Source organism: Nocardioides sp., assembly GCF_047607365.1.
GTDB lineage: Bacteria > Actinomycetota > Actinomycetes > Propionibacteriales > Nocardioidaceae > Nocardioides.
Map to the genome: position 1 here is coordinate 20,859 of NZ_JASGDD010000219.1, position 21,842 is coordinate 42,700.

A 21,842-nucleotide genomic window follows, 5' to 3' on the forward strand; every position below is an offset into this window, starting at 1 on the left:
CGCCCTCTCAGGGGGTCGGCTGGGGGCCGGTACGTCCCTGAGTCCGCCAGATCGGCTCTGGCGCGCGTCCTGCGGTCAAGGCGGATCAGCCGTAGGTGTCCCGCGGCCCCCGACCGTCGCGCACCGATCGCGGGCCCTTCTTCCAGGTCGGGCCGGCCGGACCCAGCACCTCGATCTGCAGGACGGTCCCGTTCCCGAGCTCGGCGTTGAGACGTCGTACGACGTCGGGCGCGAGCAGCCGCAGCTGGGTGGCCCACGCGGTCGAGTCGGTGCGGACCACCACCTTGCCGTCGCTGAAGGACTCCGGGGTCGAGTGGTCGGCGATCTCGGGCCCGACCAGCTCCGCCCAGTTGCCGAGGACGGCGTGGACCTTGAGGTCGAGCTGCCAGCCATGCTCCTCGACGAGTCGCCCGATGGTGGCGTCGAGGAGCTGAGGGTCTCGGTCGTCGGGGTGGGCGGCGCCGACCCGGCCGCGGGAGGACTGTCCCGGCTGCCCGGGCTGGGCGCGCTTGCGCGTGCGGGTGCGGGACTTCGGCGTGGATCCGGCGGTCGCCCGGGTCAGCGCCCGCGCGAGGTCGAGACCGTCGGGCTTGATGTGCTCATCGGCGGCGCCCGCCGTGGTGCCGGCGGCCGGGTCCTCGTCCTCACTCACGGGTGACCTCCCCGCCGGCGACGCGGTAGCGAGCGCCGCGCAGCACCTCGGGCACGTCGGCGCCGACGGCGGCGGTGACGAGCACCTGCTCGGCTCCGGCCACGAGGTCGGCCAGCTGCTCGCGCCGGGTGGCGTCGAGCTCGGCGAAGACGTCGTCGAGGATGAGGATCGGGTCGTCGCCGTCGGCGCGGAGGAGGTCGTAGGCCGCCAGGCGGAGAGCCAGGGCGAAGGACCACGACTCCCCGTGCGACGCGTAGCCCTTCACCGGCAGCTGCTGCCCGCCACCAGCCAGCGTGAGGACCAGCTCGTCACGGTGCGGCCCGACGAGCGAGACCGCTCGGTCCAGCTCGTCGCTGCGGCGGCGCTCGATCTCGTCGAGGATGGCCCGTTCCAGCAGCGGTCGCAGGTCGACCCCCTCCGGCGCGGGCGCCGCGAGCTCGCCGAGGTCGAAGGAGGAGCGGTAGGCGATCTCGGCGTCGTCGCGTGAGGCGAATGCATGGGCCGACCGGCGTTGAGCGATCGCCCGGTAGCACTTCCCGACGTACGGCGCCAGCGACTCCACCAGCGCGAGCCGCTCGGCGAGGATCTCCGCGCCGGCCCGCGCGAGCTGCTCGTCCCACACGGAGAGGGTCGCCAGCATCCCGTCCCGGCCGCCGCGATGGGCGCGCGCCGACTTCAGCAGGGTGTTGCGCTGCCGCAGGACCCGCTCATAGTCAGCCCTGACGCCGGCGAGGCGCGGGGTGCGGAGCACGAGGAGGTCGTCGAGGAAGCGCCGGCGCTCGGCCGGGTCGCCCTTGACCAGCACGAGGTCCTCGGGTGAGAAGACGACCGTGCGGACGACGCCGACCAGGTCGCGGGTGCGCGGCAGCGGCGACTTGTTGATCCGGGCACGGTTCGCACGACCGGCGTTGATCTCCACCTCGAGGGTCGCCGTACGTCCCTCACGGACGACCGCGGCGCGGATGAGGGCCTGGTCGGCGCCGGCCCGGACCAGCGGCGCGTCGGTCGCGACCCGGTGGGACTGCAGTCGCGACAGGTAGTCGACCGCCTCGACGAGATTGGTCTTGCCCTGCCCGTTGAGCCCGACGAACGCGGTGACCCCGGCCTCGAGCTCGACCTCGGTCAGCTCGTAGGAGCGGAAGTCGCGGAGCGTCAGGTGGGAGACGTGCACTCAGGGCTCCGTCATCGCGGACATCGCATCGGGGAGGCTCAGGCCTCGGACTCCGAGATCACGGCGTGGCCGCCGAAGCCGTTGCGCATCGCCGCGATCGCCTTCATGGCCACGTCGTCCTCCTGGCGGGAGACGAAGCGGGCGAAGAGCGAGGCGGAGATGGCGGGCAGCGGGACCGCGTTCTCGATGGCGGCCTCGACGGTCCACCGGCCCTCGCCGGAGTCCTCGGCGTAGCCGCGGATCTTGTCGAGGTGCTCGTCGGCGCGGAGCTGGTCGACGAGCAGGTCGAGCAGCCAGGAGCGGACGACGGTGCCGGTGCGCCAGGAGGCGAAGATCTCGGGGACGTTGTCGACGATGTCGACCTTGTCGAGCAGCTCCCAGCCCTCGGCGTAGGCCTGCATCATCGCGTACTCGATGCCGTTGTGGACCATCTTGGAGAAGTGGCCCGCGCCGGGCGTGGAGCCGCAGTGGACGAGGCCGTCCTCGGTGTGGTCCGGCTTGAGGGCCAGGAGCGCGGGCATGACCTTCTCGGCGTCCTCCGCCTTGCCGCCGTACATGAGCGCATAGCCGTTCTGCAGGCCCCAGACGCCGCCCGAGACGCCGCAGTCGACGAACCCGATGCCCTTCTCGGCGAGCGACGCGGCGTTGATCGCGTCGTCGGTGTACTTCGAGTTGCCGCCGTCGACGACGAGGTCGCCCTCGCCGAGCAGCTCCTTCAGCGCCGCGATCGTCGAGCGCGTGGGATCACCTGCCGGGACCATCACCCACACCACCTTGGGCGAGGGGAGGGCCTCGACGAGCTCCTCGAGCGAGGCGACGTCGGAGATGTCGGGGTTGCGGTCGAATCCGGTGACGGTGTGGCCGGCGTTGCGCAGCCGGGTGCGCATGTTGCCGCCCATCTTGCCCAGACCGATGAGACCGAGGTGCATGGCGAACCTTCCCGTGGGAGACGTGTGAGCCGGTGTTGCGAAGTCAGGAGAGCAGGCGCCGGGGCATGAGGAGGTAGCGGAACTCCGCGGTGTCGTCACCGGTGTCCTCCGCGCCCGAGATGACGACCGGCTTGGACGGCTGGGTGAAGGCCAGCTCGACGACCGCCGCGTCGATGGCTCCCAGGCCGTCCAGGAGGTACGTCGGGTTGAAGCCCGTGGTCAGGTCCTCGCCGGTCACCGTCGCCTCGATCGACTCCGACGCCTGGGCCTCGTCGCCGGTGCCGGCGTCGAGGGTGAGGACGCCGTCGTTGAAGGCGAGCTGCACGGCCGTGTTGCGCTCGGCCACGAGCGAGACGCGCTTGACCGAGTCGACGAGGGCGGACTTGTCCACCTTGGCGATGGTGAGGTGCTCGCTGGGGAAGAGACTGCGGACCTTCGGGAACTCCCCGTCCAGCAAACGGGTGGTCGTCCGGCGTACGCCGCCGGCGACCTGGCCCTCGAAGCCGATGATCCCCTCGCCGGCTCCACCGGCGGACAGGGCGATGGTGACCTCGGAGCCGGCGGTCAGCGACTTCGCGGTGTCCGCCAGGACCTTCGCGGGGACGAGCGCGGCGAGGGTGCTGTCCGGGGTCACGGGGTTCCAGGTGAGCTCGCGGATCGAGAGCCGGAAGCGGTCGGTCGCCAGCAGCGAGATGGTGTCGCCGTCGATCTCGATCCGGACGCCGGTGAGGACCGGGAGCATGTCGTCGCGGCCCGCGGCGGTGACCGCCTGGGCCACGGCGTGGGCGAACTCCTCGCTCTTCACCGTGCCGGCGGCGGTCGGCATGTCGGGAAGGGTCGGGTAGTCCTCGACGGGCATCGTCTGGAGGCTGAAGCGCGCCGAGCCGCAGGTCAGGCTCACGCGAGCGCCGTCGAGGGTGAGCTCGACCGGCTTCGCGGGGAGGCTGCGGACGATGTCGGCGAGGAGGCGACCGCTGACCAGCGCCCGACCCTCGTCGGCGACCTCGGCCGAGAGGGTGGCGCGGGCCGAGGTCTCGTAGTCGAAGCTGGAGAGCACCAGGCCTTCGTCGGTGGCGTCGATGAGGAGGCCGGAGAGCACAGGGGTGCTCGGGCGGACCGGCAGGCTGCGCGCTGCCCAGGCGACGGCTTCGGCGAACACATCGCGGTCGACGCGGAACTTCACGATCGGGACCTTTCACGCATGGTGCGGCTCAGGGATGAGGGGTGAGTTGCATCCTGCCATGCGTGAGTTATCCCCCATAGGCCGGTCGGACGGGTTTCACGAGGGAATGGTCCGGTTGTAGGTCCATAGGAGTCATAGCAGCCGTGGAATCTGTGGAGAAGCGGCGTTTGCGCAGGTCATGCTCCGCAAACGCCGCTCACAGGGGCTGTGGACGAGTGTGGGGAGCGGCTGCCGCCCATGTGCACGCCGCGCGGCGGCTGTGGCCGGTCCGGTGGCCACTCCGCATCTCACCACCGTGTAATTCAAGGGTCGGCTCGGTGTTGTGCACAGCGGCGAGCGACCTCCGGGAGGGCTCAGGCGACGGTGATGGCCACGTCGACGTTGCCGCGGGTGGCGTTGGAGTAGGGGCAGACCTGGTGGGCGCGGTCGGCGAGCTGCTGGGCCGTGGCCTCGTCGGTGCCGGGGATCGTCACCTCGAGCTGGACGGCGAGCTGGAAGCCCCCGCTGCGGTTGTCGCCGATGGAGACGTCGGCGACCACCTCGGAGTCGGTCATGTCGACCCCGGCCTTGCCGGCGACGAGCTTGAGGGCGGAGTGGAAGCACGCGGCGTAGCCCGCGGCGAAGAGCTGCTCGGGGTTGGTCGCCCCGCCGGCGCCGCCCATCTCCTTCGGGACCCGGACGTCGAGGTCGAGGATGCCGTCGGTGGACTGGACGTGGCCGTTGCGCGCGTCGCCGGTGCTCGCGGCGGAGGCGGTGTAGATCGGTGTCATGTGAGCAACTGTATTGTGCACAACTTAATTACGCAAGAGGTAGGGTGGCGGCCATGGATGACAGCGGTATGCGTCTCGACGACATGCTGTGCTTCCCGCTCTACGCGACCAGCCGGGCGGTGACGCGGACCTACGGCCTGCTCCTGGCCGGGCTGGACCTGACGTATCCGCAGTACCTCGTCATGCTGGCACTCTGGGAGTCCTCGCCGATGAGCGTGCGGGAGCTGGGTGAGCGGCTGCACCTCGACTCGGGCACCCTGAGCCCACTGCTCAAGCGACTCGAGTCGGCGGGACGGGTGGTCCGCACGCGCGACACCGAGGACGAGCGGCGGGTGCTGGTCTCGCTCACGGCCGAGGGGCGCGAGCTGGAGGAGCGCGCCGCCGGCGTACCCGGGGAGCTGGGGCGGGCGATGGGGATCAGCCTGGCCGAGGTCGTCGAGCTGCGGGAGCGGCTGAGCGTGCTCCTGTCGCACCTCGAGGCGACGCGGCTGGACTGAGGCCTCAGGCCTGGCGGGCGGAGACCTTCACCCGGTTGGTGAGCTCGGTGACCTGGTTGAAGACCGCGCGCCGCTCGGCGAGGAGCTGCTTGATCTTCCGCTCGGCGTACATCACCGTCGTGTGGTCGCGGCCGCCGAACTGCGCGCCGATCTTCGGCAGGGAGAGATCGGTGAGCTCGCGGCAGAGGTACATCCCGATCTGACGGGCCATCACCAGGTGGCGCCCGCGGGAGGGACCCGTGATGTCGTCGATCGCCAGCCCGAAGTACGCGGCGGTCTGGGCGATGATCAGCCCGGTCGTGATCTCGGGCTCGCCCCCCTCGGGGATGAGGTCCTTGAGGACGATCTCGGCCAGCGACATGTCGACGTCCTGGCGGTTGAGGTTGGCGAACGCCGTCACGCGGATCAGCGCGCCCTCGAGCTCGCGGATGTTCGTCTGGATCTTGGTCGCGATGAACTCCAGGACGTCCGAGGGCGCGGTGAGCCGCTCCATGGCGGCCTTCTTCCGCAGGATCGCGATCCGGGTCTCGACGTCGGGCGGCTGGACGTCGGTGATGAGCCCCCACTCGAATCGGTTGCGCAGCCGGTCCTCCAGCGCCTCGAGGCGCTTGGGGCTGCGGTCGGAGGTGAGCACGATCTGCTTGTTGGCGTTGTGCAGCGCGTTGAAGGTGTGGAAGAACTCCTCCTGCGTCTGGGTCTTGCCCTCCAGGAACTGGATGTCGTCGATGAGGAGCACGTCGACGTCGCGGTAGCGGCGCTTGAACCGGTCCTGCCGGTCGTCGCGGATCGCGTTGATGAACTCGTTGGTGAACTCCTCGCTGCTGACGTAGCGCACCTTGGCGCCGTGGTAGAGCGCTCGGGCGTAGTGCCCGATGGCATGCAGGAGGTGGGTCTTGCCGAGCCCGGACTCGCCGTAGACCAGGAGCGGGTTGTACGCCCGGCCCGGTGCCTCGCTGACCGCGATGGCGGCGGCGTGGGGGAAGCGGTTGGACGAGCCGATGACGAAGGTCTCGAAGGTGTACTTCGGGTTGAGGCGCGTCTCGAGCGTGCTCTGCGCCGCCTCGTCGGCACGCTGCGGCCGGGGCGGGGTGGGCACGAGGGCCGGCGCCGGAGCGACGGGACCGGGCGTGGCATCGATCTGTCGTCTTGTCGACAAGTCTTCCTGGGTGGCGCTCAGCGGCTCCGCGGGCCGCGGGGGCTCGACGCGCTCGGGGACGTCGGTGGTCTCGATGTCGAGTGCGGGGTTCACCGTGACGGCGATCCGGACCTCCAGGCCCAGCTCGACGCTGAGGGACTCCTCGAGCTGCGAGCGCAGCGCGCCCTCGAGGCGGTTGCGCGTGAAGTCGTTGGGAACCGCGACGATCGCGGTGTCCCCATGGATCGCCACCGGCGCGCTGGTCCGCACCCAGGCCTGCTGACTCGGCTGGAGGCCCTCCACCACGGCGCGCCAGGCCCGCTCGAAGACCTCGTCGTGGTGTGTGCTGCCGGTCCCGCTCGGCTCCATGCGGCGGCCCCCTCTGTCCCAAGTCAGTCCCGCGCGACCGGCCTCCGGATCTCGCAGGCCGCCCTCATGATCTCGCGCTCTCTCCACACGTTTGTCCACAGCTTGTGGAGCCGTTTTCACGCGTGGAGAGCAGACGATGAGCCGTGAACCTAACTCCACGCGAGGGCCCGCTGCAAGCCGTTGTCCACAGGCCTGGAGAAGATCGTGGAGAGAGCCGGCGGAGGCTCGTCGCGAGGGTTTGACCCTGTCATTCGCGCACGCGTACCGTTGCTCGGTCTTCCCCAAGAACTGATCAAAGGAAATCCTCGTGAGCAAGCGTACCTACCAGCCGAACAACCGTCGTCGTGCCAAGACGCACGGTTTCCGTCTGCGCATGCGGACCCGCGCCGGTCGCGCCATCCTCTCCGCTCGTCGCCGCAAGGGCCGCAAGGACCTCGCCGTCTGAGGCCCGTCGGCCTCGGCTGACCGTGCTTCCCCGCAGCGCGCGCCTCACGGACTCGGACGGCTTCGCCGCCGTCGTACGCCGTGGGCGGCGCGCCGCCGCGAGAACCGTCGTGGTCCACGCGCTGGTCGAGTCGGCTTCGCCGGCTCCGCGCGACGCGACGCCTCCGCTGCGCGTGGGGTTCGTGGTCAGCAAGGCCGTCGGTCCGGCGGTGACCCGCAACCGCGTGAAGCGTCGACTTCGACACCAGGCCCGGGAGTTGCTTCCTCACTCGGAGGCGCTCCCGGGCTCTGCTGTGTTGGTGGTGCGCGCCCTGCCGCCGGCGGCCGGTGCCACGTCGCTGGAACTCCGCCAGGACCTCGCCCGTTGTCTCGGGCGGATCCAGGGCCTGGAGTCCCTTGCCGAGGGGATGTCGTCGTGAAGCATCTTCTCGTCGGGTTGCTGCGGGCCTACCGCTTCCTGATCAGCCCGTTGTACGGCCAGGTGTGCCGCTATCACCCCAGCTGCTCGGCGTACGCGCTCGAAGCCGTGCAGCGCCATGGTTCCCTCAAGGGGAGCTGGCTCGCCCTGCGACGCCTGCTCCGCTGTCACCCCTGGGCGGCCGGAGGCTACGACCCCGTGCCGCCCGCGAAGCAAGGAGTCTGATCCCACGTGGGAGACCTCATCGTCGCCATCGGCACGCCGCTCTACTACGCCATCTCGGCGATCCTGCTGGCGTGGCACTGGCTGTTCGGGCACCTGCTCGGCTCGAACTCCGGATGGGGGTGGGCGCTCTCGATCGTCGGTCTGACGGTCACGATCCGGGCGCTGCTGATCCCGCTGTTCGTGAAGCAGATCAACTCCAGCCGCAACATGCAGCTCATCCAGCCGAAGGTGAAGGAGCTGCAGAAGAAGTACGGTCACGACCGTGAGCGGCTCGCCCAGGAGACGATGAAGCTCTACAAGGACACGGGCACCAACCCGTTCGCGTCCTGCCTGCCGCTCCTGATCCAGATGCCGATCTTCCTGGCGCTCTTCCACCTGCTGAGCAACGCGGCGAAGAACAAGCCGAAGGGCTTCCTCGACGAGGGCGACGTCAGCTCCCTGAAGGACGGCTCCATCTTCGGCGCGCGGATCTCCGAGACCCTGACCAATCACGAGACCACCAACGTGGTCGTCCTGGCGATCATCCTCGTCATCGCGATGACGGCCACGACCTTCATCACCCAGCGCCAGCTGATGAGCAAGAACATGCCCGCCGACGCGATGTCGGGTCCGTACGCCCAGCAGCAGAAGATCCTGCTCTACGTCCTCCCGGTGGTCTTCGCGGTCGGCGGCATCGCCTTCCCGATCGCGCTGATGATCTACTGGACGACCTCGAACCTCTGGACGATGGCGCAGCAGTTCTACGTCATCCGGAACAACCCCGCCCCAGGGACGCCGGCCGCGAAGGCCAAGGAGCAGCGGGACCGCGCCAAGGCGGAGGCCAAGGGCCAGATCTACGGCGGCGTCGTGGAGACGACCGTCGTCGAGGAGCAGCGTCCGGCGACGCGCCAGCAGCCCAAGCGACAGTCCAAGGCCGCGCGGCAGAAGAAGCAGGGCCCACCCAAGCCGTAGCTGTTTCACGTGAAACATCGCGCTTCCGGGCGCAGAGACTTTCCGCCGGTACGCCGGCACCCACTCCCCTGAGAAGGACCGTGACATGACTGAACAGAACGACGTGATCGACACCGAGGCCGTGTCGGCCGACTCCGCCGACGAGGCCTCTCCCCGTGTGAAGGCGCTGGAGCAGGAGGGCGACATCGCCGCCGACTACCTCGAGGAGCTCCTCGACATCGCCGACCTGGACGGCGACCTCGACATGGACGTCGACGGCGACCGCGCCGCGGTCTCGATCGTGGGCGCGGAGCTCTCCCACCTCGTGGGCGAGGACGGCACCGTGCTCGACGCCCTCCAGGAGCTCACGCGCCTCGCCGTCTACCGCGAGACCGGTGAGCGGTCGCGCCTGATGCTCGACATCTCCGGGTATCGCGCCGGACGGCGCGCGACCCTCGAGGCGCTCGCGGCCCAGACCGTCGCCCAGGTGAAGGAGACCGGCGCCCCGGTCTCGCTCTCCCCCATGTCGCCCTTCGAGCGGAAGGTCGTCCACGACGCCGTTGCCGCCGCGGGCCTGACCTCGTCCTCCGACGGGGCCGAGCCGCGGCGCTACGTGGTCGTCCAGCCCGCCTGACGCTCACCAGCTCGTCCCCGATGCCGGGGCGCCGTTTCACGTGAAACGGCGCCCCGGCTCTTCGTTGGAGCCGGCTCGTGCCGGACCATGTTTCACGTGAAACAGGAGCACCCGTGACCTCCGAGGATCCCTTCGCCCCACCCGCCGCCCCGCCGGCTGCCGCTCATGTCGTCCCGGCCGACCGGATGGCGCTGCTCACGGCGTACGCCGGCTGGCTCGCCGACGCCGGCACCGTCCGGGGCCTGATCGGGCCGCGTGAGGTCCCACGGCTGTGGGACCGTCATCTGCTGAACTGCGCCATCCTCGAGACGATGGTCCCCGAGGGCGCCGCGGTGGCCGACGTGGGCTCAGGCGCCGGCCTGCCCGGTCTGGTTCTCGCGATCGTGCGGCCCGACCTGCGCCTGACGCTGATCGAGCCCCTGCTCCGCCGTACCGCGTTCCTCGAAGAGGTGGCCACGGCCCTGGACCTCGGCAACGTCGAGGTCGTCCGTGGCCGTGCGGACGCCCTCCACGGCGTACGCCGGTTCGACGTGGTCACCTCCCGCGCGGTGGCTCCGCTGGAGCGACTGCTGGGGTGGTCGATGCCGTTGGTGGACCCCGACGGCGCGCTCATCGCCATGAAGGGGTCGTCGGTCGACGACGAGATAGCCGCCGCGGCGCCGACGCTGGCGGCATTGGGCTGCTCGGCGCCGACGACCACCTCGCTCGGCGACGGCCTGCTCGAGTCCTCGACCGTCGCGCTTCGGGTGGCCTGGGCCGATCCGGCGCGCGTATCGTGGCCATCTGCTCCCACCGGGAGCCGCGGTGAGCGTTCGGGAGACGCCGCGCCCCGTGGAGGATCACGGACGGGCGACAGCTCCGGACGCAGGAAGCGACAGGGAAGGCGTCGGGCGTGATCGATGAGCAGGAGACGACGGATGGCGTGGCAGTCGGGGCGACGGACCGGGTCGATCCGGTGACGGACACCTACCCCGAGGCTATCGGCGGCGGAGAGTTTTCCACCGGGGAGTCCACGCTTGAGAGCGCCACTTCTCCACAGGTTGCGGGAGTTCCTCCACAGGACGTGCTCGGCGTGATGGGCGACGTTTCACGTGAAACGTCGACGGAGACGAAGCGCACCGTCCGCACCGCCGCCGACTTCGCCGAGCACGGGACGAGCATCCACGATGACGAGACCGAGACGCCCCTGGCGCGCGCGGCCGAGCACAGCATCCTTGCCCGGATGGACGCCTCCCAGCGCCCCGCCATGCCACGGCCGGACGCGACCCGGATCTTCGTGGTCGCCAACCAGAAGGGCGGCGTCGGCAAGACCACGTCGACGGTGAACGTCGCTGCGGCGCTCACCCAGCTCGGACAGCGGGTCCTGATCGTCGACCTCGATCCCCAAGGCAACGCCTCGACGGCACTGAGCGTCGACCACCGGCAGGGAACACCGGGAACCTACGAGCTCCTCGTCGAGGAGGTCCCGCTGGCCGACGTCGTCGTGTCCGCGGAGGAGGTCCCGGGGCTGGACGTCGTGCCGGCGACCATCGACCTGGCCGGTGCCGAGATCGAGCTCGTGAGCGTCGTCGCGCGCGAGCAGCGGCTGCTCAAGGCACTGCGGCAGCATCCCCGGGTGGGGGACGCGTCGTCGGTCGGCGAGGAGCGGTGGGACTACGTGTTCATCGATTGCCCGCCCTCGCTGGGACTGCTCACGATCAACGCGCTGGTCGCCGGCGCCGAGGTCATGATCCCGATCCAGGCGGAGTACTACGCCCTCGAGGGCCTCTCCCAACTGCTCAAGACCATCGACATGGTCCGCGCCGCGCTCAACCCCTCGCTCGCGGTGACGACGATCCTCATCACCATGTACGACGCCCGGACGCGTCTCGCCGCCGGGGTCGCCGCGGAGGTCAGGGAGCACTTCGGGGATCAGGTGATCAAGACGTACATCCCGCGCTCGGTGCGGGTCTCCGAGGCGCCGTCGTACGGGCAGACGGTCATGACCTACGACCCGGGGTCGCCGGGCGCGCTCAGCTATCTCGAGGCGGCTCGTGAGATCGCGTCGAAGGGGGTGGCGAGCTGATGGCCGCTCCTCAGCGTCGCGGTCTCGGTCGCGGTCTCGGGTCGCTCATTCCGACCGCACCGCCCGTCAAATCCAAGGACCAGCATCCGGACAATGCCGTAGGAGCGACGACCGGCGCGGTCCTGGAGCAGAAGGTCGCCGAGGTCACCGAGGGCTCTCAGCGCGAGAATGTCGACTTGTCTCCCGTCGCCGGAGCGTATTTCGCCGAGCTGCCGATCGATCGGATCGTCCCGAACGCGGTCAACCCGCGGACCGTCTTCGACGAGGACGAGATGGCCGAGCTGGTCACCTCGATCACCGAGGTCGGGCTTCTCCAGCCCATCGTGGTGCGTCCGGTCGCTGCCGACGCGACAGGAGACGGAGGAGCGCCGCGCTACGAGCTCGTCATGGGCGAGCGCCGCTGGCGGGCCACGCAGAAGGCCGGCCTCACCACCATCCCGGCGATCGTCCGCGAGACCGACGACACCGACATGCTGCGGGACGCGCTCCTGGAGAACCTGCATCGCAGCCAGCTCAACCCGCTCGAGGAGGCAGCGGCCTACCAGCAGCTGCTCGAGGACTTCTCCTGCACGCACGAGGAGCTCGCGACCCGCATCGGCCGGTCACGGCCGCAGATCTCCAACACCCTGCGTCTGCTCAAGCTCACCCCGGCGGTCCAGCGCCGGGTCGCCGCCGGCGTCCTCTCGGCCGGCCACGCCCGCGCGCTGCTCGGCGTCGAGGACTCCGACGCCCAGGACCGCCTCGCCCAGCGCGTCGTGGCCGAGGGCATCAGCGTCCGGGCGCTCGAGGAGATCATCGCCGTCGGCGAGCACGGCGGCCCCACCCGTCGCGCTGCTCGGCTGCCCAAGCTCAAGGCTCCCGGCCTGGCCGACATCGCCTCGCGTCTCGCCGACCGCCTCGACACGCGTGTGAAGGTCGACATGGGCAAGGCCAAGGGCCGGGTGACGATCGAGTTCGCCACTCTCGAGGACCTACGCCGCATCGTCGACCTGATCGACAGGCCTGACAACTAATCGACAAGTCGATAAAACGACTGAGGGGGCGACCGCTCTCGGGCCCCACAGCCCCGGCCGGTGACCGCTTTCACATCCGCCCCGCACGTCACACCGCCCAGGCAAGAGGGGAACTTCTCGGGGGTCCTGCCGGCCGAGAAGTTCCCCTGTCACCGGTTAACCGGTGACTCCACCCCGGGCAGCGTCAGAAGGTATTGGTGGAGGGGTTGTCGCGGCCGGTGCCGAGGCGGATCTCGGTAGTGTCGTCGATGCCGAAGGTGGTCTGGAGGTCCATCTCGGCCTCGAGGACGCCGGCGAGACGGCGTACGCCCTCGCGGATGCGCTCGGGGGTCGGGTAGCAGAAGGAGAGCCGCATCGACGACGTGCCGAAGCCGTCGGCGAAGAACGCCGTGCCGGGGACGTAGGCCACGCGAGCCGTGACGGCGCGGGGGAGCATCGCCTTGGCGTTGACGCCTGGGGGGAGGGTGAGCCAGACGTAGAAGCCGCCCTCGGGGACGTTCCAGCGGACGCCGGCCGGCATCATGTCCGACAGCGCGTGGGTCATCGCGTCGCGGCGCTCGCGGTACATCTCCCGGAAGTCCTTGATCTGGCCCTGCCAGTCGTGGTTCGAGAGGTACGCCGAGATCGCCATCTGGCTGAACTGCGGCGGACAGAGGGTGGCCGACTCCTGCGCGAGGACGAGCTTCTCCCGCACGGTGTGGGGCGCGAGCGCCCAGCCAACCCGGAAGCCGGGGGCGAAGGTCTTGGAGAACGACCCGAGGTAGACGATGTTGTCGGCCGAGAGCGAGCGCATCGCGGGGAGCGGGTCGCGGTCGAAGCCGAGCAGGCCGTACGGGTTGTCCTCGAGGATGAGGATGCCCTCGGCGGCGCAGATCTCGACGATCTCGTGGCGCCGGGCCAGGGAGAGCGTCACGCCGGCCGGGTTGTGGAAGTTCGGGATCGTGTAGAGGAACTTGATCGTCTTGCCGGCGGCCCTGGTGGCGCGGATGGCGTTGCGCAGCGCGTCGGGGATCAGCCCGTCGGCGTCCATCTCGGCATGGACGACCTCGCACTGGTAGCTCTTGAAGACGCCGAGGGCGCCGACGTACGACGGCGCCTCGCACAGGACGACGTCGCCGGGGTCGCAGAAGATCCGCGTGACGAGGTCGACGGCCTGCTGGGAGCCGACGGTCACGACGACGTCGTCGGCGTGGGCCTCGATCCCCTCGAGGCGCATGATCTCGGTGATCTGCTCGCGCAGCTCGGGGGTGCCCTGGCCGGAGCCGTACTGCATCGCGACCGGGCCCTGGGTGAGGACCAGGTCGTTGATCGCATGACCGACGATGTCGAGCGGCAGACCGCTGATGTTGGGCATGCCGCCGGCCAGCGAGACCACCTCCGGCCGGGACGCGACGGCGAAGAGGGCGCGGATCTCCGAGGCGGTCATGCCTGCGGTGCGTGCGGCGTATCGATCGACGTAGGGATCGAGGACGGGACGCGGGCGCACGGGTTCGACAGACATGGTTGTTCTAGTGTGAGGCATGTAGCCCGATTGCGTGAAGGTGATGGCGATGGCGCGCAAGGTCGTTCCGCTCACGTTGGACCTCTTCGCTGCCCTGGACGCGCCCTGCCGCGACTGCCTCTTCTGGGAGCTGGACGCCGTACGCCGGGGCCGGCTGGACCACGACGACCTCGCGACCGAGAAGGAGGCGTGGCTCTCGGAGGTCCTGCGCGAGTGGGGATCGTGCGGCCGGGTGGCGGTCGTCGACGACCAGCCGGTGGGCTACGTGATCTACGCGCCGGCCGCGTTCGTGCCCGGCTCCGCGGCCTTCCCGACGGCGCCGATCTCGGGCGACGCGGTGCAGCTGACGACGCTCTGGGTGGCGCCCGGCTGGCGTGACGCCGGCATCGGGCGGCTGCTCATCCAGGCGACGGCCCGGGACCTGCTGCAGCGCGGCGGGATCCGGGCGGTGGAGGCCTTCGGCGACAAGGGCGTCGCGAGCGGGATCCACGGGCGGCGGTGCGCCGCGCCGGAGCACTTCCTGGCCCGCGTCGGGTTCAAGACCCACCGGCCCCACCCGACCGCCCCCCGGATGCGGATGGACCTCCGCTCCATCGTCACGTGGCGCGACGAGATCGAGACCGCCCTCGAGCGGCTCGTGGGCGTCGTACGGCCCCGGAAATCACCGGTGCCCCAGCCCCGCAACAGGGCTGAGGCACCGGGAAGGACCTGATGTCCGGTCGCCGCTGACCGCGGCTACGGTTTCAGGCCTCGATGAAGGACTTGAGCTCGTTGAGGATGGCGGCCTTCGGGCGGGCGCCGACGATGCTCTTCACGACCTGGCCACCCTGGTAGACGTTGATCGTCGGGATGCCGGTCACGCGGTAGTTGCTGGGCGTGACGGGGTTCTCGTCGACGTTCATCTTGAGGAACGTGACCTTGTCACCGTGCTCACCGGCGATCTCGTCGAGGATCGGTGCGACCTGCTTGCACGGACCGCACCACTCGGCCCAGAAGTCGACGAGCACCGGCTTGTCGGACTTGAGGACGGACGCGTCGAACTCGGCGTCGGTCACAGCGGCGATGTTTCCAGCCATGGGGTGGCCACCCTTCGGATTGACCGCCTGCTCCCGGGTGGAGAGGCGGTGAACGGAACGTCTGATGACACTCAACAGCACCGGGTGGCCGCCCATTCCCGCGCCACGCGGATCGCTACCGTGGCCACGTGGAGATGACGGAGGCAGGGGACGAGATCGAGCGGCTGGCGGCGATCGTGCGGATCCCGACGGTGGCCGGGAGTCCGGGGAGCGGCGAGGACTTCCCCCGGCTGCTCGCGACGATGGCCGAGCAGTGGCCGCGCGTCCATCTCCTCGACGTCACCCGCGTGGGCGACCACGGGCTCCTGATCCACTGGCCCGGCGCCTCGGCCGAGCGGCCGGTCGTCCTCATGGCGCACCTCGACGTCGTGCCGGTGGTCGCCGGGGAGTGGAGTCGCCCGCCCTTCGCCGGCGAGGTCGTCGACGGGGAGCTGTGGGGCCGGGGCACCCTCGACGACAAGGGCTGCGTGGCGGCGATCTGCGAGGCGGTCGAGTCGCTGCTCGCCGACGGCCTCGTCCCGGCGTACGACGTCTGGCTGAGCTTCGGCTGCGACGAGGAGACGACGGGCGCCGCGGCACGTGCCGCGGTGGCGCTGCTCCGCGAGCGCGGGGTCGAGCCGTGGCTCGTGCTCGACGAGGGCGGCGCGATCGCGCACGAGGCGCTGCCCGGCCTGTCGGCGCCCATCGGGGTCGTCGGCGTGACGGAGAAGGGCACCACGTCGGTGCGGCTGAGCGTCACCGACGACGGCGGCCATGCCTCGACGCCGGTGCGTGGGGGACCGACCGCGCGGTTGGCGAAGGCGCTGCTGGCGGTGGACGGCGCCACGATGCCGTCCCGGCTGCATCCGGTGACCGCGGAGCTCTTCCGGCGGGTCGCTCCGCACCTCGACGGTCCGCTGCGGGTGGTGGCCGCCCAGATCGGGCGGCTCGGGAGGGCGCCGCGGCTGGGTCGCCTCGCGGACGCGGCGGCGCGTGCGCTCACCCTGGCCGGTCCGGAGGCCGGGGCGATGGTCCGCACGACCGTCGCGCTCACGACGCTCGAGGGGTCACCGGCGATCAACGTGCTGCCGTCGAGCGCCACGGCCGGCCTCAACGTCCGGGTCATGGTCGGCGACACGGTCGCGGGGATCGTGGAGCGGCTGCGGCGGGCGATCGACGACGATCGGGTGACGATCGAGCTGATCGACGCGAACGAGCCGAGTCCGGTCTCCCCGTGGACCGGTCCCGACGGCGAGGCCTTCGAGCATCTGGAGCGCACGATCGCCGAGGTGTACCCGGACGCGGTGCCGGCGCCGTACGTGATGCTGGCCGCCACCGACTCGCGCTTCTTCACGACGATCTGCCCGCGGGTCTACCGCTTCGCGCCGTTCCGGATGACGCGGGCGCAGCGCGCGAGCATCCACGCGGCCGACGAGAGGATCGGCGTGAGCGACTACCTGGACGGCATCCGGTGGTACCGCCGGCTCCTGGAGACGCTGTGAACGCCGTGGCCGGCCCCACGTCGGCGACCGCGCGCAGCCTGGTCGCCGTCGTCGGCTTCCTCGCCTGCGTCGAGCTCGCCAGCGGGGTGCTGCAGGGCTACTACACGCCGATCTTCACCGACCTCGCGCGCCACCTCGACGTCGAGGATGCCGACGTCAACTGGTTCGAGGCCGCGCAGCTGGTCGTCTCCGCGCTGGTCGTGCCGCCGCTCGCGCGTCTCGGCGACCTGATCGGGCACCGCCGCATCCTGCTGCTCGCCACGGCGATCACCGCGGCCGGCTCGTGGATCATGGCGTTCGCTCCGAGCTTCGGGACCTACCTCGCCGGCACCGCCCTCCAGGGCGCGTACGTCGTGTGGCTCCCGCTCGAGGTCGCGATCATCCACCGGCGGACCTCCGGCGACACCCGCCAGGAGGCGTTGACCCGCCGGGCCGCGGCGATCCTCGTGGCGGTGCTGGAGCTGTCGGTGATCGTCGGCGCGCTCACCTCCGGCGCGCTGGTCGAGTCGCTGTCGATGACGACCGTGCTCGCGATCCCCGCCGTGGTGGTGACGCTGTGTCTCCTGGCGATCTGGATCGGCGTCGAGGGCGCGCCCGGGACCTCCGGCGGCGGCTTCGACTGGCCCGGTCTTGGGCTCCTCACGCTGCTCGTCGGGCTGGTGATGGGCGGCCTCATCGCGATGCGGCTCGACGGCCCCGGATCGGTGCTGCCGTGGGCGCTGATCGCGCTCGGGCTCGCGGCACTCGTGCCGTTCTGGCGGCTCGAGTCGGACCGGGAGGCACCGCTGGTCGACGTCCGCCTCCTCGCCACCGCCGCACAGTGGCCGATCCAGCTCACGGCCTTCCTCTTCGGGATCTCGATCCTCGGAGCCCAGATCCCTTTATCGACATATCTACGAAGCGACCCCGAGGTCGCGGGCTATGGCTTCGGGCTCTCGGCGAGCGCGACGTCGGGCCGCATCGGGATGTACGTCGTCAGCCTGATGGTCGGCGCGCTGGCCTATCCGGCGTTCGCGCGCCGAGCCGGCGTCCGGGTGGCGATGCTCGTCGCCACCGTCCTCGTCGCCCTCGGGTACGCCGGCTGGATCCCGTTCCACGACAGCCGCCTGCTCACGGTGCTGGTCATGGTCGTCGCGGGGGTCGGCTCGGGCGCGATGGTGGTGGCGCTCCCGTCGGCGGCGGCAGCGGTCTCCCCGGTGGACCGGGTCGGCTTCGCGACCGGGATGACCAACGCCGCCAAGACGCTCGGCGGCGCGGTCGCCTCGGCGGTCTTCGCGATCTGCCTCGCCTCGACCGGGACGATCGGCGACCCGGCGTACGGGCATGCGGCGCTGTCGGGCTACCTGGCGGTGTGGGCGATCTGCGCGGGCGCCGCGCTGGTGGGATCGCTGAGCCTCTGGCTGGTGCGAGGGGAGGCCCGGGCATGACGCGCGGGATCATCCTCGACTGCGACCCCGGTCATGACGACGCGGTGGCGATGCTGCTCGCCTGGGGCTCGCCCGCGATCGAGCTGATCGCCGTGACGACCGTGTTCGGCAACCAGACCATCGAGAAGACGACCCGCAACGCCCTCGCCGTGGCCGCCGTGGCTGGGATCGAGGGGGTGCCGTTCGCCCGGGGCGCGGAGCGACCGCTGGTGCGCGAGATCGAGACGGCCGAGGCGACGCACGGCGAGTCGGGGCTCGACGGGCCGTCGCTGCCGCCTCCCGCGATCGAGCTCGACCGGCGTCATGCGGTGCAGCTGATCGTCGAGGAGATCATGGCGCGGCCGCCCGGGACCGTCACCCTCGTCCCCACCGCGGCGCTGACCAACATCGCGCTCGCCGCGCGCCTGGAGCCCCGGATCGTGCCGCGGGTCCGGGAGGTGGTCCTCATGGGCGGCGCGTACGCCGGAGGCAACTGGACCGCAGCGGCGGAGTTCAACATCCTGATCGACCCCGAGGCCGCGCACATCGTCTTCTCCGCAGGCTGGCCGGTGACGATGGTCGGCCTGGACGTCACCCATCACGCGCTCGCCACGCCCGACGTCGTCGACCGGATCGCCGCCCTCGGGACGCCGGTGTCGCGGTTCTTCGAGGAGCTGATGACGTTCTTCCGCGCGGCCTACCGCAACACCCAGGGGTTCGACCACCCGCCGGTGCACGACCCGGTCGCGGTGGCCTACGTCATCGACCCGGCAGTGCTGAGCGTGCGCCCCGCGCCGGTGTCGATCGAGCTGACCGGCACGCACACGCGCGGCATGACGGTCGCCGACCTCCGCGCCCCGGCCCCGCCCGGCACGCGCACCTCCGTCGCCACCGGCATCGACGCGGACCGGTTCTGGGGGCTGGTGACCGACGCGATCGCCCGGCTGTGAGGAGCGCGGACGCGGCCGACCGCCGACGTGTCACCGCGACGCTTCGGGCTGAGCGTGACACGTCGCAGGTGTCACTCGACGGGCACAGCGTCACGGTGACGCTGTGCGGAGACGCTCAGGCGGTGGTAGAGGCGTGGAGGTGGTGCTCGAGGTCGGCGAGGAAGCGCTCGGCGTCGAGGGCGGCGGCGCAGCCGGAGCCGGCGGCGGTGATGGCCTGGCGGTAGGTGTGGTCGACGAGGTCGCCCGCGGCGAAGACGCCGGTGAGGTTCGTGGCGGTCGAGCCGGTCCGGGTCAGGACGTAGCCCTCGGCGTCGAGGTCGACCTGGCCCCGGACGAGCTCCGAGCGCGGGTCGTGGCCGATCGCGACGAAGAGCCCGGTGGCGGGCAGCTCGCTCTTCTCCCCGGTGACGGTGTCCACGAGCGTGAGCGACTCGACCGACTCGGCGCCGTTGATCGACTCGACCGCGGTGTTCCACACGATCTCGAGCTTCGGGTCGGCGAACGCCCGCTCCTGCATCACCTTCGAGGCGCGCAGCTCGTCGCGGCGGACGAGCAGCGACACCTTGGAGCCGAAGCGGGTCAGGAAGGTGGCCTCCTCGACGGCCGAGTCGCCGCCGCCGACGACGGCGATGTGCTGCTCGCGGAAGAAGAAGCCGTCGCAGGTCGCGCACCACGACACGCCGCGGCCCGACAGCCGGTCCTCGTCGGCGAGGCCCAGCTTCTTGTAGCCCGAGCCCATGGCCAGGATGACGGCCTTGGCGTAGAAGGTGCCGCCGTAGGTGACGACCTTCTTGACGTCAGCGGTGAGGTCGACCTCGATCACGTCGTCGGCGATGAGCTCGGCGCCGAAGCGCTCCGCCTGGGCGCGCATGTTCTCCATGAGCTCCGGGCCCATGATGCCGTCGCGGAAGCCGGGGAAGTTCTCCACCTCGGTCGTGTTCATCAGCGCGCCGCCGGCGGTCACCGAGCCCTCGAAGACCAGCGGCTCGAGCGAGGCGCGCGCGGCGTAGACCGCAGCGGTGTAGCCGGACGGCCCGGAGCCGATGACGATCACGTTGCGCGGATCGGTGGGCTCGGTTCCCTGGGTCATCTCTGGGCTCTCTCTAGCGGGGGTGTGGACGCCGTACGCCGGCGGGGCCGGTCGCACCGGTGGTCATCTCCGGAGATTCGCCGGGTGCCCCGCACCCCGGGCGAATCTCCGAAGATGACCATTGGCAGAACACGATCCTACGGTGCGATGTTCCGGGTGCCTCACGACGTCCGATCAGGGCTGGGTGCCGGCGACCGAGGCCTCGGCGAGCTGGACGCGGTAGCCGCCCTTGACCTGCGGCAGCGCGGTGAACCACACGGTGACGTAGCGACCCGACGTGGCCTCGGGGAGGGTGACGGTGGCCTGGGTCCCGGCCTCGTCCAGTGAGGCGGCCTCCTCCGTGGCCTCGGTCGGCGCGGCGGTCGGCGCCTCGTCGGTGACGTAGACGCTCAGGCTCGTGCCCGCCTTGGCGAAGGTGAGGTCGAGCGAGGTGACGGCGTACGACTGCTGGAGGTCGAGGACGATGCCGAGCCCGTCCTTCAGCCCGCCGGGGCCGAACTGCTGGGTGTAGGTGTAGCTGTGCCACGAGGTGGCGGGGTCGCCGTCGACCGCGAGCGGCGCCAACTCGCGGAACTCGGTGAACGGCGCGTCGCCCTCCGGGTCGAAGTCCAGCGCCGTCACGCCGGGGATCGTCGCCGGCGTGGGCGCCGCGCTGCTCGTCGTCGGCGTGGTCCGCGGGGTCGCTCCGTCGTTCGAGCGGGTGAGGGCGAACGCCGTCACGGCGGCCGTCACGAGGAGCACGATGACGCCGAGCGCCGCCGCGAGGCGGAGCCACCCGGACCCCGGCGGGCGGTCCTCCTCGACCCCGGAGGGCGCGGACAGGACCCACGACGGCGCCACGTCGCTCCGGGACGGTGGGGTCGCCCAGCGCTCGCCGTCGGGGGTGAAGAGGGGCCGCTCGGGCAGCGGCTCCAGCGGCGGGACGGTCGCGACCGGGTGGTTCTCCCGCGGGGTGAACCAGCTGACGTCGCCGGACTCGTCGAAGATCGGGGTGCCGAGCTCGGTCGGGAAGTCCGTCCGCTCCAGGGGGCCGGTGCGCTCGGGATCCACCCTGGTGCCCGCCGTCGCGACGAGCAGCGCCGACGCCTGGGCGGCCGCGGCCACCTCCTCCTCGACGTCCCCCGGGTCGCCGACGTAGGCCGCGAGCACCTCGTGGATCTCCCGCGCGGTGTGCAGCCCCGCGTGGCGGCCGTGCGGCCGGTTGATCACCTCGTCGCAGAGCTCGTCCAGCACGGTGGGCACGCCGGCCTGGATCTGCCGCGGGCTGAGCACCCGCTCGCGACCGCGCTCGAGGATCGTCGCGTGCTCGCGCGGCGCCCGGGGCACGGCGGACTCCGTGATGCCCGCCCAGCGGCCGGTGAGCGCCGCCTGCAGCAGCGCGGCGAGGTCGGTGATGTCGATCGGCACGCGGTCGCCGCCGAGCCCGTGGAGGGCCGCCTCGACGGCGAAGCCGATGATCCGCACCGACCCGGCGTCGTCGATGAGCACGTTCTCGGGGTTGAGTCGGCCGTGGGCGATGCCCGCCTCGTGGGCGACCGTGAGCGCCGCGGCGACCTCGTCGACGACCCAGGCGGCTCGGCGCGGCGACAGCGGTCCGCCGCGGGCGAGCAGGTTGTCGAAGGACGTCCCCGACCCCCACTCGTTGACCACGAAGGTGAGCCCGTCGACCGTGTCGATGTCGAGCACTCGCAGGAAGCGGCTCTCCACCACGTGGGCCGAGGCCCGCGCGGCCACCAGGAGGGCCAGGGAGCGCGGGTCCTGGACGTCGATGGCGTGGATCGCGACATCGCGGGCGAGCACGGTGTCGAAGCCGCGCCAGAACTGGCCGGATCCCGACTCGCTCATGAGGTCGTCGAGGCGATAGCGCCCGGCGAGCAGATCGCCGGGTCGGTTCGTCGCCATG

Annotated in this window: 23 protein-coding genes; 13 read left to right on the forward strand and 10 right to left on the reverse strand. The window is 71.0% G+C overall.

What is annotated here, in order from left to right; translation table 11 throughout:
• Positions 1 to 85 precede the first annotated feature (85 nt).
• The 5 genes from QM572_RS17000 to QM572_RS17020 form a co-directional block, all read right to left on the reverse strand.
• Positions 86 to 652 carry a DUF721 domain-containing protein gene (locus QM572_RS17000; RefSeq protein ID WP_415095159.1) on the reverse strand — a complete coding sequence of 189 codons (567 nt, stop codon included), beginning with the start codon at positions 650 to 652 and terminating at the stop codon, positions 86 to 88.
• On the reverse strand, positions 645 to 1,823 hold the full coding sequence (gene recF / locus QM572_RS17005) for a DNA replication/repair protein RecF (protein ID WP_415095160.1): 1,179 nt from the start codon (positions 1,821 to 1,823) through the stop codon (positions 645 to 647). The genes QM572_RS17000 and recF overlap by 8 nt, the downstream gene beginning before the upstream one ends.
• A gap of 38 nt (positions 1,824 to 1,861) precedes the next feature.
• Positions 1,862 to 2,752 carry a phosphogluconate dehydrogenase (NAD(+)-dependent, decarboxylating) gene (gnd, locus tag QM572_RS17010; RefSeq protein WP_415095161.1) on the reverse strand — a complete coding sequence of 297 codons (891 nt, stop codon included), beginning with the start codon at positions 2,750 to 2,752 and terminating at the stop codon, positions 1,862 to 1,864.
• Positions 2,753 to 2,795: 43 nt separating this feature from the next.
• On the reverse strand, positions 2,796 to 3,935 hold the full coding sequence (gene dnaN / locus QM572_RS17015) for a DNA polymerase III subunit beta (protein WP_415095162.1): 1,140 nt from the start codon (positions 3,933 to 3,935) through the stop codon (positions 2,796 to 2,798).
• 353 nt (positions 3,936 to 4,288) lie between these two features.
• Positions 4,289 to 4,705, reverse strand: a complete 417-nt coding sequence (locus QM572_RS17020) for an organic hydroperoxide resistance protein (protein WP_415095163.1) — start codon at positions 4,703 to 4,705, stop codon at positions 4,289 to 4,291.
• Positions 4,706 to 4,758: 53 nt separating this feature from the next.
• Here QM572_RS17020 and QM572_RS17025 point away from each other — a divergent pair, with 53 nt between their 5' ends.
• Complete coding sequence (locus tag QM572_RS17025) at positions 4,759 to 5,202, forward strand: MarR family winged helix-turn-helix transcriptional regulator (protein WP_415095164.1); 444 nt, start codon at positions 4,759 to 4,761, stop codon at positions 5,200 to 5,202.
• Between the two features lie 4 nt (positions 5,203 to 5,206).
• On the opposite strand, the gene dnaA is transcribed toward QM572_RS17025, so the two are convergent.
• Positions 5,207 to 6,706, reverse strand: coding sequence for a chromosomal replication initiator protein DnaA (gene dnaA, locus QM572_RS17030; protein ID WP_415095165.1), 1,500 nt, complete (start codon positions 6,704 to 6,706; stop codon positions 5,207 to 5,209).
• 307 nt (positions 6,707 to 7,013) lie between these two features.
• On the opposite strand from dnaA, the gene rpmH reads away from it, so the two are divergent.
• The 8 genes from rpmH to QM572_RS17070 all read left to right on the forward strand — a co-directional run bounded on the left by rpmH (position 7,014) and on the right by QM572_RS17070 (position 12,435).
• A complete protein-coding gene (gene rpmH / locus QM572_RS17035; protein WP_091126038.1) occupies positions 7,014 to 7,151 on the forward strand; it encodes a 50S ribosomal protein L34 in 138 nt (45 codons plus the stop codon).
• A gap of 22 nt (positions 7,152 to 7,173) precedes the next feature.
• On the forward strand, positions 7,174 to 7,569 hold the full coding sequence (rnpA, locus tag QM572_RS17040) for a ribonuclease P protein component (protein WP_415095166.1): 396 nt from the start codon (positions 7,174 to 7,176) through the stop codon (positions 7,567 to 7,569).
• Positions 7,566 to 7,793 carry a membrane protein insertion efficiency factor YidD gene (gene yidD, locus QM572_RS17045; protein ID WP_415095167.1) on the forward strand — a complete coding sequence of 76 codons (228 nt, stop codon included), beginning with the start codon at positions 7,566 to 7,568 and terminating at the stop codon, positions 7,791 to 7,793. The genes rnpA and yidD overlap by 4 nt, the downstream gene beginning before the upstream one ends.
• 6 nt (positions 7,794 to 7,799) lie before the next feature.
• Complete coding sequence (yidC, locus tag QM572_RS17050; RefSeq protein WP_415095168.1) at positions 7,800 to 8,744, forward strand: membrane protein insertase YidC; 945 nt, start codon at positions 7,800 to 7,802, stop codon at positions 8,742 to 8,744.
• Positions 8,745 to 8,829: 85 nt separating this feature from the next.
• The gene (locus tag QM572_RS17055; protein WP_415095169.1) at positions 8,830 to 9,357 is read left to right on the forward strand and encodes a protein jag; all 528 of its coding nucleotides are present in this window, start codon (positions 8,830 to 8,832) and stop codon (positions 9,355 to 9,357) included.
• A 113-nt stretch (positions 9,358 to 9,470) separates the two neighbouring features.
• Entirely contained in the window at positions 9,471 to 10,253 is a 783-nt protein-coding gene (gene rsmG, locus QM572_RS17060; RefSeq protein ID WP_415095170.1) for a 16S rRNA (guanine(527)-N(7))-methyltransferase RsmG, read from the forward strand.
• A 179-nt stretch (positions 10,254 to 10,432) separates the two neighbouring features.
• Positions 10,433 to 11,422 carry a ParA family protein gene (locus QM572_RS17065; RefSeq protein WP_415095171.1) on the forward strand — a complete coding sequence of 330 codons (990 nt, stop codon included), beginning with the start codon at positions 10,433 to 10,435 and terminating at the stop codon, positions 11,420 to 11,422.
• Entirely contained in the window at positions 11,422 to 12,435 is a 1,014-nt protein-coding gene (locus QM572_RS17070; RefSeq protein WP_415095172.1) for a ParB/RepB/Spo0J family partition protein, read from the forward strand. The genes QM572_RS17065 and QM572_RS17070 overlap by 1 nt, the downstream gene beginning before the upstream one ends.
• A 184-nt stretch (positions 12,436 to 12,619) precedes the next feature.
• Here the strand turns inward: QM572_RS17070 and QM572_RS17075 are convergent, their stop codons facing one another.
• Positions 12,620 to 13,936, reverse strand: a complete 1,317-nt coding sequence (locus QM572_RS17075) for a PLP-dependent aminotransferase family protein (RefSeq protein ID WP_415095173.1) — start codon at positions 13,934 to 13,936, stop codon at positions 12,620 to 12,622.
• A gap of 43 nt (positions 13,937 to 13,979) precedes the next feature.
• Between QM572_RS17075 and QM572_RS17080 the strand changes: the two genes are divergently transcribed.
• Positions 13,980 to 14,648, forward strand: coding sequence for a GNAT family N-acetyltransferase (locus tag QM572_RS17080; protein WP_415095196.1), 669 nt, complete (start codon positions 13,980 to 13,982; stop codon positions 14,646 to 14,648).
• Positions 14,649 to 14,679: 31 nt separating this feature from the next.
• Here QM572_RS17080 and trxA read toward each other — a convergent pair whose 3' ends face one another.
• A complete protein-coding gene (gene trxA, locus QM572_RS17085) occupies positions 14,680 to 15,012 on the reverse strand; it encodes a thioredoxin (RefSeq protein WP_415095174.1) in 333 nt (110 codons plus the stop codon).
• Between the two features lie 134 nt (positions 15,013 to 15,146).
• Between trxA and QM572_RS17090 the strand changes: the two genes are divergently transcribed.
• The 3 genes from QM572_RS17090 to QM572_RS17100 are packed head-to-tail and all read left to right on the forward strand — an operon-like array spanning position 15,147 to position 18,849.
• Complete coding sequence (locus tag QM572_RS17090; RefSeq protein ID WP_415095197.1) at positions 15,147 to 16,493, forward strand: M20/M25/M40 family metallo-hydrolase; 1,347 nt, start codon at positions 15,147 to 15,149, stop codon at positions 16,491 to 16,493.
• 5 nt (positions 16,494 to 16,498) lie between these two features.
• Complete coding sequence (locus tag QM572_RS17095; RefSeq protein ID WP_415095175.1) at positions 16,499 to 17,920, forward strand: MFS transporter; 1,422 nt, start codon at positions 16,499 to 16,501, stop codon at positions 17,918 to 17,920.
• Positions 17,917 to 18,849: a nucleoside hydrolase gene (locus QM572_RS17100; RefSeq protein ID WP_415095176.1), complete on the forward strand. Its 933-nt coding sequence runs from the start codon at positions 17,917 to 17,919 to the stop codon at positions 18,847 to 18,849. The genes QM572_RS17095 and QM572_RS17100 overlap by 4 nt, the downstream gene beginning before the upstream one ends.
• A gap of 115 nt (positions 18,850 to 18,964) precedes the next feature.
• Here the strand turns inward: QM572_RS17100 and trxB are convergent, their stop codons facing one another.
• The gene (gene trxB, locus QM572_RS17105; protein ID WP_415095177.1) at positions 18,965 to 19,939 is read right to left on the reverse strand and encodes a thioredoxin-disulfide reductase; all 975 of its coding nucleotides are present in this window, start codon (positions 19,937 to 19,939) and stop codon (positions 18,965 to 18,967) included.
• Positions 19,940 to 20,113: 174 nt separating this feature from the next.
• A complete protein-coding gene (locus QM572_RS17110; protein ID WP_415095178.1) occupies positions 20,114 to 21,841 on the reverse strand; it encodes a protein kinase family protein in 1,728 nt (575 codons plus the stop codon).
• Position 21,842 lies beyond the last annotated feature (1 nt).

What these genes read in the sequence shown, in the direction of transcription:
- gnd (WP_415095161.1), bottom strand. Translation starts at nt 2,752, where the DNA reads ATGCACCTCGGTCTCATCGGTCTGGGCAAGATGGGCGGCAACATGCGC.
- QM572_RS17110 (WP_415095178.1), bottom strand. Translation starts at nt 21,841, where the DNA reads ATGGCGACGAACCGACCCGGCGATCTGCTCGCCGGGCGCTATCGCCTC.
- dnaA (WP_415095165.1), bottom strand. Translation starts at nt 6,706, where the DNA reads ATGGAGCCGAGCGGGACCGGCAGCACACACCACGACGAGGTCTTCGAG.
- QM572_RS17020 (WP_415095163.1), bottom strand. Translation starts at nt 4,705, where the DNA reads ATGACACCGATCTACACCGCCTCCGCCGCGAGCACCGGCGACGCGCGC.
- QM572_RS17055 (WP_415095169.1), top strand. Translation starts at nt 8,830, where the DNA reads ATGACTGAACAGAACGACGTGATCGACACCGAGGCCGTGTCGGCCGAC.
- QM572_RS17100 (WP_415095176.1), top strand. Translation starts at nt 17,917, where the DNA reads ATGACGCGCGGGATCATCCTCGACTGCGACCCCGGTCATGACGACGCG.
- QM572_RS17065 (WP_415095171.1), top strand. Translation starts at nt 10,433, where the DNA reads ATGGGCGACGTTTCACGTGAAACGTCGACGGAGACGAAGCGCACCGTC.
- QM572_RS17025 (WP_415095164.1), top strand. Translation starts at nt 4,759, where the DNA reads ATGGATGACAGCGGTATGCGTCTCGACGACATGCTGTGCTTCCCGCTC.
- QM572_RS17075 (WP_415095173.1), bottom strand. Translation starts at nt 13,936, where the DNA reads ATGTCTGTCGAACCCGTGCGCCCGCGTCCCGTCCTCGATCCCTACGTC.
- QM572_RS17090 (WP_415095197.1), top strand. Translation starts at nt 15,147, where the DNA reads ATGACGGAGGCAGGGGACGAGATCGAGCGGCTGGCGGCGATCGTGCGG.
- trxB (WP_415095177.1), bottom strand. Translation starts at nt 19,939, where the DNA reads ATGACCCAGGGAACCGAGCCCACCGATCCGCGCAACGTGATCGTCATC.
- trxA (WP_415095174.1), bottom strand. Translation starts at nt 15,012, where the DNA reads ATGGCTGGAAACATCGCCGCTGTGACCGACGCCGAGTTCGACGCGTCC.
- QM572_RS17070 (WP_415095172.1), top strand. Translation starts at nt 11,422, where the DNA reads ATGGCCGCTCCTCAGCGTCGCGGTCTCGGTCGCGGTCTCGGGTCGCTC.
- QM572_RS17080 (WP_415095196.1), top strand. Translation starts at nt 13,980, where the DNA reads ATGGCGATGGCGCGCAAGGTCGTTCCGCTCACGTTGGACCTCTTCGCT.